Source organism: Acidovorax sp. GW835-FHT14B10, assembly GCF_058793725.1.
This window is the reverse complement of the sequence record NZ_JBXAGC010000050.1, coordinates 1-11,442: the sequence shown is the minus strand read 5'-3', so window position 1 is coordinate 11,442 and position 11,442 is coordinate 1. Positions and strand designations below refer to the sequence as shown.

At 60.3% G+C, this 11,442-nt stretch carries 10 protein-coding genes; 5 read left to right on the top strand and 5 right to left on the bottom strand.

The features are described from left to right. Nucleotides 1-412: 412 nt before the first annotated feature. Together AC1Q5S_RS21655 and AC1Q5S_RS21650 are read right to left on the bottom strand one after the other, a co-directional pair. The gene (locus tag AC1Q5S_RS21655; RefSeq protein ID WP_492239411.1) at nucleotides 413-1,543 is read right to left on the bottom strand and encodes a hypothetical protein; all 1,131 of its coding nucleotides are present in this window, start codon (nucleotides 1,541-1,543) and stop codon (nucleotides 413-415) included. 224 nt (nucleotides 1,544-1,767) lie between these two features. After that, nucleotides 1,768-2,577 (bottom strand): WYL domain-containing protein, encoded by an 810-nt coding sequence (locus AC1Q5S_RS21650; protein ID WP_492239410.1) that lies wholly within the window; start codon nucleotides 2,575-2,577, stop codon nucleotides 1,768-1,770. A gap of 84 nt (nucleotides 2,578-2,661) precedes the next feature. Here AC1Q5S_RS21650 and AC1Q5S_RS21645 point away from each other — a divergent pair, with 84 nt between their 5' ends. The 4 genes from AC1Q5S_RS21645 to AC1Q5S_RS21630 are packed head-to-tail and all read left to right on the top strand — an operon-like array spanning nucleotide 2,662 to nucleotide 9,333. Then, the gene (locus AC1Q5S_RS21645; RefSeq protein ID WP_492239409.1) at nucleotides 2,662-4,089 is read left to right on the top strand and encodes a Wadjet anti-phage system protein JetA family protein; all 1,428 of its coding nucleotides are present in this window, start codon (nucleotides 2,662-2,664) and stop codon (nucleotides 4,087-4,089) included. After that, the gene (locus AC1Q5S_RS21640) at nucleotides 4,079-4,714 is read left to right on the top strand and encodes a DUF4194 domain-containing protein (protein WP_209801820.1); all 636 of its coding nucleotides are present in this window, start codon (nucleotides 4,079-4,081) and stop codon (nucleotides 4,712-4,714) included. Before AC1Q5S_RS21645 ends, AC1Q5S_RS21640 begins: the two co-directional genes overlap by 11 nt. Further along, nucleotides 4,711-8,085 (top strand): SbcC/MukB-like Walker B domain-containing protein, encoded by a 3,375-nt coding sequence (locus AC1Q5S_RS21635; RefSeq protein WP_492239408.1) that lies wholly within the window; start codon nucleotides 4,711-4,713, stop codon nucleotides 8,083-8,085. Before AC1Q5S_RS21640 ends, AC1Q5S_RS21635 begins: the two co-directional genes overlap by 4 nt. 6 nt (nucleotides 8,086-8,091) lie before the next feature. Continuing rightward, on the top strand, nucleotides 8,092-9,333 hold the full coding sequence (locus tag AC1Q5S_RS21630; protein WP_492239407.1) for a Wadjet anti-phage system protein JetD domain-containing protein: 1,242 nt from the start codon (nucleotides 8,092-8,094) through the stop codon (nucleotides 9,331-9,333). A 271-nt stretch (nucleotides 9,334-9,604) separates the two neighbouring features. Here AC1Q5S_RS21630 and gloA read toward each other — a convergent pair whose 3' ends face one another. Together gloA and AC1Q5S_RS21620 are read right to left on the bottom strand one after the other, a co-directional pair. After that, complete coding sequence (gene gloA / locus AC1Q5S_RS21625; RefSeq protein ID WP_492239406.1) at nucleotides 9,605-10,054, bottom strand: lactoylglutathione lyase; 450 nt, start codon at nucleotides 10,052-10,054, stop codon at nucleotides 9,605-9,607. Further along, nucleotides 10,051-10,602: a PaaI family thioesterase gene (locus tag AC1Q5S_RS21620; protein WP_492239405.1), complete on the bottom strand. Its 552-nt coding sequence runs from the start codon at nucleotides 10,600-10,602 to the stop codon at nucleotides 10,051-10,053. The genes gloA and AC1Q5S_RS21620 overlap by 4 nt, the downstream gene beginning before the upstream one ends. 73 nt (nucleotides 10,603-10,675) lie before the next feature. Here AC1Q5S_RS21620 and AC1Q5S_RS21615 point away from each other — a divergent pair, with 73 nt between their 5' ends. After that, complete coding sequence (locus tag AC1Q5S_RS21615) at nucleotides 10,676-11,155, top strand: MarR family winged helix-turn-helix transcriptional regulator (protein WP_492239404.1); 480 nt, start codon at nucleotides 10,676-10,678, stop codon at nucleotides 11,153-11,155. Nucleotides 11,156-11,334: 179 nt separating this feature from the next. Here AC1Q5S_RS21615 and AC1Q5S_RS21610 read toward each other — a convergent pair. Beyond that, nucleotides 11,335-11,442 (bottom strand): aldehyde dehydrogenase family protein (locus AC1Q5S_RS21610; protein WP_492239412.1); only part of this gene is annotated, 108 nt, incomplete at its 5' end.

Genomic DNA, 11,442 nt, shown 5'->3' with positions numbered 1-11,442 from the left:
AATTGCGCCAGGAACCATCGACGGACCAGGCGCTTTATTGCGAATAGGATGGGGACGGGAATACAGGGGCAACATCAGAGACTGATGGTCCGTTTGCGCAGATTGGAGGAAAACCTGCCAAGCCTTGGGATGCCAACGGAGCAATAGCCCAGTTGACGGAACTATGGGGGGACGTGACGGAAGAGGAGACTCAGCGACTGATGCACGCCAATTTAAGGCATTTGGTGGCGACAGCTACTGGGCGGGAAAAATCGGAGCAGGAACACCAGTGATCCTTGTCGCTTGAACTCGAGAAGATGTTCGTGTCATGAATCGACGCGCTGGTGTTTCCGATGCGCGCAGGCTGGGTGAGCTGATCTCGGGTGGGACGCTGATTGACTGATTCATGTCCTTCGTGAGGCCAAGCATGGTTTCATTGGGTGAATGGGCCGGGCCCAGCCTTGGTATCTGGCGCCTCCAGCGCAAAGGCGCAATCGAAGTACTTCTCTGCCTCGCGCCACGGTGCGTTTTCCTTCCACAAGGTTAGGAAGGCACGGCTGGCATCCACGACGCTTGGACTGACCTGCAGCGTTTGCAGGCCCAACGCATTGAAGGTGTCCTCGTGATCATGCAGGCTACCCACTTGCCCAGCATAGCTGTAGAACTGACTGATCTTGCCTGGCTGCGCGAACCTTGGAATCGCTTCGCACGCAGCACCGCTTTCAGGGTTCCGGCCGGCATGGGCTTGTGAAAAACTGTCTTGGAGCATGTGCAGCAGCGCTCCCATGGCGACCTTGTCGAGGTCCTTGCGGACCTCGACGATGCCGGTGGCAAATAGATTCGTGGCAGTCATATCGCCGGGGAAATAGTGCTCCAGCCGGTCGACGCCGAGGGTTCGTATGAAGCGGTCAGTCGGAATCGTCCTGGTCGCCACGCCCCACAGGAACTGCGCCCACATCCGCATTCGCTGGTGTGTTTCTGCGGCAGTCTCGCCGTCATACGCGGCCATTGAGTGGAAAAACTGCAGGTCACCGAAATGTGATCGGTACAAAAGATACTCACCTGGGCCGAAAGCCGGCTCGCCGGGCTTGCGAGACATGCGCTGCTTGGCGGTCTTGTCGGCATCGGAGAAGAGGCCCTTCCAGCACTTGGGTTGGGCCGTTGAGCGCAGCGTGACCTTGGCATCGCAGTCTGCAATGCGCGGTGGCGATGCGCGGTTCAGCGCGAACGGTGGATCGTCGGGCCAGCGTACGCCGTAGAGAAGCACTTGATTGACGCGGACGGCTTCAGTGGTCAGGCACTGTTTTTCCAAGCCCGCCTGAGCCACGCAGTCGAGCGCGTTGAGGGTGATGGCCTCATGGACCGGGCTCTTGATCATGGGAAGTGCATTCCCGACGAACCATTGACCGATGCCATCGATGAACTGGTTGCCGCCAAGACTCGACAACTTGCGGTCAACGTCGCTGATGCGAGGTAGGACCTGGAAGGCCGGCGCAATAGAGGGCAGCAGCGCCGCCGTCATCAGTGTGGTTGCCACATAACGCCTCAGACGGGTCTTCGCCATGATCATGATCCTCCGATACTTTGTCTTACGGAATGCCTATTTGATGGGGTGGGCGATTTGAAATTGCTCGTAAACGACTGGCGGCCGCGCCTCGCTAGATGACTCCAACGGTATCGTGTTCTGGCGCTCTGATGTAGGGCCTCCAGATTTACGAAGTTGAGTCTGCCGGATTTGTGTGGCGGCAAGCTCCTGTCTTCGTTGATCGGAACGAGCCACTTGTCCGGTCATGAAAAACTTTCCTTCTGGCTGAACAACGGGGGGAGCTTCGCCGCATTGCTGACCAGTAATTGGTAGTTCGGCGGCGCCTGTTTGGAGGCGTCCAGTGCGAGGCGCAAGTCCTGGATGGCATACGAGGCGAGACATTCGCGCACTCGCAGGCGCATGGCACGGGCCCCGGGAAAGTATTCATGCGCGATCATCTCTTGCTGTGCGATGGACAGGGCAGGGTGGGCAACGACCACGAGCTCCAGCATGCGCAACCACTCCGCGTCGCCATCTTGCGGATTCATGTTCGGGGTGTCCACGAGTTCGGCTGACGCCATGCGACCCAGTGTGAAGTCGCGATAGCCCAGACGCTGTGCACACCAGGCGCGCACATGCCAGCGCCGGGGTGCGCGCACGAATGCGTGGGGAAAGATGATCCGTTCCGAGCCTGCTGGCGAGGACATGGACCTGTAGATGATTTGGACGCCGGTCTGCTGCTTGACGGCGCGGAACAGGGTCGAAAACACCTGTGGAGCTACCGCTGAGAGATCGATCCGGGCATCCTCCACAAATCCCCCAACCAACCGGTCCTGGTGATGGCTCACGATCCGCAGGTACTCGTCGGGCGAGCGTCTTGCGGACCGTGGATCAGCGAATTCGAGTGGGGCATGAGCCGACGCACGTCGGGCGCGGCGCCCCATCCGTTTGACCAGTTCGCCCATCAGGCGGCTCGCCCACACGGCTTTGACGTCCAACAACTGTCGAATGCGCTCGTTGTCGATCGCGCCTTCCCAGGTCAGTACGGTTTCGAGATTGCTCAGATGGGACACGGAGCCGATAGGTCGAATTGCGATGGCCGAAGCATACTACAAATTTAGCTTGCAAGCTAAATTAGCTTGATGTATAAATTTGTCATGAACCTGTTCGATCGCCTGCCCAATGGACTGTTCGGTCCGCTCACAGGGCGCTACAACCGCCGGGCCTGGGAGCTGCTGGTTCGGTTATCGGAGCGCTTTTTCGGTGCGGACTGCGTGCCACCGTATGCCGAAGGCTATCTGCACGAGCAGGTGACGAAGGAGATAGAACGCTTCCTGCTTGACGAGCAATGGGAGGAGGAGAGTGCGGATGCTGCGGCGACACCGATCAACGTGCAGGCCAACCAATGGCTGGCGAGGTTGGTTGAAACCGGTTGGCTGATCGAGGACCGCGTTGGGCTACGGGTCTTTGTCAGCATGCGCCCGGTGGTGGCCCGATTTTTCGATGCCCTAGAGCAGTTCGCGCTCGACGGCCCACAACTGGTCGGCGGCAGCATTCAGATGATCTACAACCAGTTGAAGGCAGTTCAGTCCAATCCAAAGGAACAGGCGGCCGGCTTTCAGACGGCCGCCCAGTCTTGCTCGCGGCTGATCAATAGTCTGAACGCCACCACCTTGAGGGTGAGGGACCTCATTCGAGATCTCACGCAGGAGCAGGCTACGCCTGTCTTTGTGAAGCGCTTCTTCAGTGAGCACATTGAAGAACTCTATGTCCGTGACTTCCGCCAGATGCGCACGGAGAACCATCCGCTGATGCTGCGTTTCGAAATTATCGAGCTCGTTGATACGGTCGGCACCACGGAGCCGTCTCGTGAACAGTTGTTGGCCGGCTACCGTGCACTACCAGGTGCTCGCCATGAGGCGGTTGAAGACATGTTGGCTCGCGATGTTTCGAGATTCCAGCGTCTGCTGGACGTTGAGAAATTCCTGGAGCGGATGGATCGCGTCATCGATTCGGCGACACAGCGGGCGCTGGCCTATCTTGGCTATCGCCTCAAGGCGTCGGAGCGGCTCGAGGATGTTTTGGCGGACGCCGTCGCCAGTGCCTGCCGTTTGTCCGATCAGGGCCAGGTCATTTCCGGCAGGCTGCTCTCCCCGTCGCCGGTGGTGGCGGACTACCGCCTCCGGATGCCAAACCTGCCGGTGGCCAAACCAGACCGGCGCGCGATGGTCAAGCGCGAGATGACGCCGCGCGAGCGGGCTGAGCTGATGCTTCGTCGGGCCATGGTGCGTCACCGGGACACCACTCCCGTGGCGATCAGGCGTTATGTGCAGGCGCATGTGCCCGTGGGCGCGGAGATCGAGGGAGCTCATCTTCCCGTGCACGGGGTGGATGACGCGGTGGCGGTCCTGGTGCTGATGCGACTAGCCGCCATCGGGAGCGTCAACCCGAAGGCGCTGCGCGCCAATCCGCTGCTGCGGAACCTCGATTTCGAAGCAGTCATGGATGAAGGTGGACGGGTGAACACAGAGCTATTCGAACTACCAGGATTCAAGGTGAGAAGGAGGTCCGCCAATGCCGCGTGATTGGAATGCCCTTGCGGCAAACTCAGATGGACTGTATGAGGTGAGCGACTTTAAGCACGCCATGTACCAGTTGGTTGTCCAGCAGTGCATCTATCTGCGGCAGCGCGACCAAGCCGTCGCCTACCGCCTGATCTCGGCGCACCGCGATGCCTTTGCAGAGGCCGTCGCGTTGATGGGATTGCGCCTGGGCTTCGTCGATCGGCACGAGCTCTGCTATGTGACTCAGGATGGCGGCACGCAGAGCCCGATGGACCTGCAGGAGACGCTCTTTCTCCTGACGTTGCGACACGTCTACCACACCCGTGCAAGCGCCGGCGACCTTACGCCGGATGGTGATGCGTTGATCGACATTGCGGAGTTCGAGGAAAGCTACAAGAGCTTGTGTCACCGGGATTTCGACGGCCGCGTGGATACCCTGCGCACCCTGTTGAAGATGTCGGCGCGGCACGGCGTCGCGAGGGCCGTGGATGCGCCGGAAGGGGATCCGCAACCTTTTGCCATCATGATATGGCCGGGTATCGTCGAAGTACTGAGTGAGTACGCGTTGAATCGGTTCGGTGCCGACCTGAAGGCTCGTGCGGTCAATGCCGAAGCGGCGCCAGCGGCGCAGGAGTCCACCTCATGAAAACCCTGGTCGCCGTGCACGTCGTGCAGTTTTCATTGTGGGATTACGAGACATTCCAGATCAGTCCGGGCGGGACCGGCTTCATCGGGCCCAACGGTGCTGGCAAGACAAGCCTGGTCGATGCCGTCCAGATCGCGATGGTCGGCGGGCACGGCCAGCATCTGCACTTCAATGCGCAATCGGTGCACAAGGACTCTAGGTCGATCCGGGCTTATGCGCTCGGCGTGATGCGCTCCGGAGAGGGCGAGCAAGGGGTGGTGTCGCGCAAGCGGGACGCGGCTCTTTCGTACATTTCGCTGGTTTTCCGCGGCCAGGAGTCGGGCGATGTGCTCAGTGCTGGCATATGCATACATGCGACCACGGTTGATCAGCGGGTGATGGGTTTGTACGTCTTGCCCGGCGTAGAGTTGAAATTGGAGCACCACCTGGAAGACCTGGGCGACCGAGGAAAAGCCCCGATTGATTGGGAGCTTTTCGCCGAATTCGGGCGCTCGCATGTTCGCTCTGCCGGACGCTCTCCCACGATCACGACGCGTCCAGAAACCTACATGCAGGAGTTGCTGCACAACGTCCAACAGGGGGTCGATGTGCGCAAGTTCCTGCGCGCCTTTGGCCATAGCATCAATCTCAAGGCTGTCAGCAGCGTGGGAGACTTCCTGCGTGGATACCTCGTAGAAGCCACACCGATCGACAAGCGGGGGACCCTCCAACATATCAAAACACTTCGCAGCCTGGGGCGGCAGATTGAAGACGTGACAGCGCAAGTGGCACGGCTTGAGGTGATCGAAAAACGCTATGCGAAGCTTGCCGGTTTGCACCGCCAGACCGCTGTCGCCAGAGCAGTTGGCCTTCAGGTTCGATTGGAGGCGGCCGACGAGACTGCCGCTGCTCTAGACGCAGAAATCACCGACATTAAAAGACTGCTGGAGAAGGCTCACTTGGATCTTCCGCTGCTGGAGCAAAGACACCAGACTTTGAACGAGACCTATGAGAGTCTGTTAGCAAAGCTGGGCTCTGATCCCGAGGCGCAACAACCCGCGCAGTTGGAGCAATTGCGGAAGGCCCACAGCACGACTGTCAAGCAGGCGCGCAAAGAAGTAGAGCGCCTGGTGCTGCAACTGCGAGAAGCAATGCAGGAGACAGTGGCAGCGCTAGAGAGCCGGCATAAGCTAAAGGCAAATGCTGTCGAGGAAGAGATGAAGCGCTGGGACGGTTGGGCCAAGGCAGGACATATCGCGACTCCGGAGCAACTGCAAACGGCACTTGGCGTCCTGAGGGCGTGCGAGACGCAGCTGAGCGCCGAACGTGCTCTGGCCCGGAAAGAAGAAGATGAAGCGAAGGCCGCGGCACAGTCCGCCAAGGCGAAGCTGCAGGCCGTCAACCAGGGCAAGAAGATCTCCGATGGCGATGTGGCAACGGCAGGGGCCTTATTTGAGCAGGCCGGAATCGCCTATGAGCCCGTGGCCAGCTTGGTGCAGGTTACCGATCCACGTTGGCGGGGCCCCATCGAGACATTCCTGGGACCCCATCGTCTGGCACTCGTCGTGGAGGCTGGGAGGGAGGATGAGGCAGTAGATCTGATCCGGCGGCAGCGGGTCAACAACGTCACAGTGGTGCAACCAGAGCACTTGCGCGCGGACATCGACCGTGCACCGGCTCCGGACTCGGTCGCGGCGCTGCTGGACAGCACCAATGCAGTCGCCTTGGCCTATTTGCGCCGAATTCTGGGCCGCATGAAGCGAGTGGACTCCACCGAGCAACTACGGCATGAGTCGCGCGCCATGACGGTCGATTACATGCTCAGCGCCAATGGTGGAACCAAGCGCATTCGTCCTCTCGATGAGCAATCTTGGATGCTCGGCGTGAAGCTGACCAACGAAGATCGGGTCGCCGCCGTCAATGAGACCCGCAGCGCGACTAACGCGGAGCGTGACGCCAGTCTATACCTCGGCCAAGTCGAGGGAGCGTTTGTAAAGGTCCAGGCCGCTTTGAAGCAGGTTACGCAACTGTCTTACGCGGCCGCAGTGGCGCAGCATACGTCCGCAGTACGAGAATTGGACGCCACGGCCGACCCCGCAGCGATGCCTGTGTCTGAACGTCTTAATGCTTTGCGAGAAAAGGTTAAAGAGGCGCGCGAGCAGTCGGTCGATGCCGGCAATGTGTTGGGGAACCACAAGATCGACATCAAAGGCAAGGAAACGAAGCTGTCGGGGCTCGTCCCGCAGTTTGCTCAAGCGCGTGAAGAACTGGCTAAGCTGGAAAAGAAGCATGCAGACGCCATCTGCGATCCGGACTGCGACCACGACGCGATGCCCCAGGAGTACGACAGGCTACAGGCAGCGATTTTGTCGGCTGGGCTTGAACTGGCGCTAGTGGAGCTGGAGCAGCATGCTCGGCAGTTGGACTCCAACATCCAGGCAGCCCTCGCGGTTGCCCGCGATGGCTTTGTTGACTTCATCAATGAATACTCAATCGGCTTGGTGGACGAACGCAGCGACTGGCGCAAGGCCCATGGTTGGATCGGACGGCACATCAGGAAGCTGAATGATTCGACGCTGAAGGAGTACCGCAAGCAAGCAGACGATGCGCGCGAGGCTGCTGAACAATCGTTCAGGTCGGACGTCAAGTTCAAGATGCGCGAGGCTATCCAGCGGGTCAGGCAGGAGATTCGCGACTTGAACGCGATCCTGCAAACCTGCCCAGCTTTTACCAATGGCGAGAAGTACCAATTCTTGGCGAAGCCATCGCCGGCGCACCGCGATCTGTACGAACTCATCGTCGCCGCGCCCGATGCAGGGGGTGAGGATCTGTTTGGGCAGCAGGGCGTTCAGAACAACCTCATGGCTCTGCTGGAGGACAGCGAAAGCGGCAAGGACCGAGGCAACAATCCGCTGGAGGACTACCGTTTGCTGTTCAACTTTGACCTGCAGATCATCCAAGACGGCAAGGTCGTAGACCTATTGAGCAAGCGAATGGGCGTGGCTTCCAACGGAGAGCACCGTGTGCCTTTCTACGTCATTGCAGGAGCAGCATTGGCTCGGCCGGGAGCCTCACACGTCGGTACGGGCTTGATGATTCTCGACGAGGCCTTCTACGGTATGGATGCCCAGAACACTTATGTGACCGCAACCTTCTTGAAAAGCCTGGGACTACAGTTAATGATGGCGGGCCCTGATAGCGATGTCGGCAAGCTTGCTCCCTTGATGGACAACTACTACGACTTGGCCAGGTATGGTTCAGACGTGTTTGCCGAACATGTGGTCGTTAAGGAAGCGGCGCATGCGTTGTTTTCGAGCGATATCCCGATACTCCATCCGGAATTGATCGATGTTGCGGAATCCCAGCTGTTTGCCGCGGCCAGGGGAGGGTGAAGGCGCATGGCGGAGGATGATGACAAGACTGCTGGGCACGGTGCGACGCTGGCGCGCAAGGCGCTGGAGCGGCTGCTGGCCCGGGCGGAGAACGCTGCATCGAAGGGTCCGGCACAGACGGACCGCGCCAGTAGGTCCGTGACGCTGCCCCTGTCCGAGAAATCCTTTCCGGAGTACCTGCGGTTGCAACGTCATGCCGATAAGGCCGTGTGCAACGCCAGCCTCCAGCTGGCCGAGCGAGATGGAGCAATCAGTGTTGAATGGGACAGCCGGGCGGGCGAGCGAGCGCATGTCCAGCGCATCGTGTTGCGCGACGGAGCTAGGCTAGCCGAGCACCTGGGTATCGAGCCGCGCTGGGACGTCGTTGCGCAGGCTGAGCGTCAGTTCGAACCTCACGTCACCGAGCACCCGGTACTCACACACGTGCTCGAAGCCTGGCGCAAGGGCAATTTGGTTCGCGGAACTCGGCCTGGCGATGTGGCTACGTGGCTCGACGCCATTCGAGTGATGGAGTATTGCGCGCCCAGGTGCGGCGATGACATCGCCATTCGAAGGTTGAGCGCTGGCCTGTTCCACGACAGCAAGCGCATTGAGGCAATCTGGCCCGCGCTTGACGCCCTGGTGCAGGGCGACGCCACCATGGTGCAAAGCGAAATGGAGGATCTGTTCTCCGAACTTGGACTGGTCAAGTTTCCGCCGACCCTGCTTGTCGCCGGTAACGCTGCAGTGATGTACGGAAATGACACCGTTAGGGCATCGCGGCCATATGTCGGCTTCGCGCCTTCAGTCATTCGTTCGGTACAAATCGATCCAGGTTTCGGCCAGCGGCTGTTGACCGTTGAGAATCTGACCACGTTCCACGAAATGGCCGGACAACGGCCGGACGATGCCATCGTCATCTACACGGGTGGCATGCCGAGCCCATCGTGGAAGCGAGCCTATGCTGTGTTTCTGAAGGCGCTTGCGCCGACCGCTACCCTCTATCACTGGGGCGACATCGACTTGGGCGGATTCCGCATTGCGTCGCACATCGCTAAGTGCTGTGAGCAAGAAGGGCGTTCGCTCCGCTTGCATGGCATGCGCGCTGACGCCGTGCTACCCGGCACCGTTACCCGGCGTGAATTGGCACCCTCTGCACGGCGCGAGATTCTCAGGGTCTGTGAACGCTGGGGGTGGTGTGAAGAAGCCGCGGCAGTCGGGACGCTCGCGGTCGAGCAGGAAGCGATGGAGCCATGCTGGCCCGAGTGATAGCGGCAGCGGGGCAAGTACCTGTCGATCTATTGAGCGACTGTCCGCAAGTTTGCAGCTAGCTTGCGTGGGACCCTGGCATTCGGCCACGCTCATGACCGTTGGCAAAGCACCTCGGTCATGAACGTCTCAGATCAGCCTCAGAACGGTCATGATGCCGGCGTGGCTGAAAGGTCGCTCCCGGCCGATGGAGCGGAAGTTAGTAGCCATGGCTGCGTGCCATCCCCGGACAAACAGAAGCCCGCTTTAGCGGGGTTCTGTTGCTCATCTGCTACGCGCTGCGCAGTGGATCGGTGTTCTTGGCGTCCGATTGGCGTTCGTAAGTGTAAGTTATTGATTTTGTTTGTATTAATTCGATCTTGTAGCCATCGGGGTCCGTCACAAACGCGATCACCGTGGTGCCGCCTTTCACTGGACCCGCTTCGCGCGTCACGTTGCCGCCCGAGGCCTTGATCTTCTCGCACGCCGCAGACGCATCCGGCACGCCCAGTGCGATATGGCCATAAGCCGTGCCCATCTCATAGCTTTCCACGCCCCAGTTGTAGGTCAGCTCGATCTCGGCCTGGCCGGGGTTGCCACCCTCGAAGCCCAGAAACGCCAGCGAGTATTTGTATTCGGGGTTCTCGGACTGGCGCAGCAACTGCATGCCCAGCACCTGGGTGTAGAAATCAATCGAGCGTTGAAGGTTGCCAACGCGCAGCATGGTGTGGAGGAATTTCATGCCTTCGATTGTGCCGGCAAGTCGAAAACCAGGCAGGTGGTGGTGGCGTGGGCGTAGAGCGTGCCATCGGGCCCCACCAGGCGCGCCTCAGCCGTCGCCAGCTGGCGCCCGGCATGGATCACGCGGCCCTCGGCACGCACGCGCTGCACCTTGGGTGTGATGGCTTTGACCAGGTTGATGCCCAGCTCGGCCGTGGTGTAGCCGCGTCCGGGCTCCATGCGCGTGTGTATGGCACAGCCCAGGGCCGAGTCGAGCAGGGTGGCAAACCAGCCACCGTGCACAGTGCCCATGGGGTTGAAGTGCTCCACGCGGGGCGTGCCCTGGAAAGTGGCAGTGCCTTCGCCCACGTCCACGATCAGAAAGTCCAGCGTTTTGGCGATGGCGGCATAGGGCAGTTCGCCGCGCAGCATGGCTTGCATTTGCTGCAGGCCGTTCAGGTGGACAATCTGCTCACGGCGGGCCACGCCCGGGCCGGGGCCTGCATCCAGCGTTGCAAGGATGTCGCGCTCCTGCGCGAGCCAGTGTTCAAGGTGGTTGTGCTGGGTCATGGGGCGTACGGGCCGGGAGTGGGGTTGAGGTCAAATAATTGCATGTGCAATTATTGCAGATACAATCAAATCCATGCAAGCCGAACCATCGACCCTGGTCCCCGTGCCGCCGCAGGGCTGCACCAACCTCAAGCTGCGCCAGTTGATGCGCCGCGTGGCCAACCACTACGACACCGAAATGGCCCAATGCGGGCTCAAGACCACACAGTATTCGCTGCTGTCACATGTGCTCAAGCTGGGCCCGATCCGCCCGGGCGACTTGGCGGTGGCCATGAAGATGGACGCCTCGACGTTGACGCGCAACCTGCGCCCACTGGTGGATGCCGGATGGGTCACGCTGGGAGCGGGCGCCGATGCCCGCAGCCGCCTGGCCCACATCACCGACACCGGCCGCGACAAACGCGCCGAGGCGCAGCGCCACTGGAAGGCCGCGCAACTCGCGCTGAATCAAACACTGGGCTTGGAGCGCGTGATGGCATTGCATGCGCTGGTGGACGAATCCATGGATCTGCTGGCGGCGTTACCCGCGCAAGAGCATGGCCATGCTGGCTGATGCCTGCCAGGCCTGTTCTCCTGCAACGGGGTCTGTCCTGTGACTGACGGCCTTGAACCATGACAAACGGCACTGACCCCAAGTCGCTCTGTAACAAGCGTCCGTGAGTTTCTGTCTACCAGGTCCCAAGCGATTTAGCTCAGAACGAGCCCCCGTGAATCATGGCTACACTGCGCCGTTCACTTCAGCACGTCCCCCAGGCACAGGTATTTGATCTCCACATAGTCATCCATGCCATGGTGCGAGCCCTCGCGGCCCAGGCCGGACTGCTTGACGCCGCCAAAGGG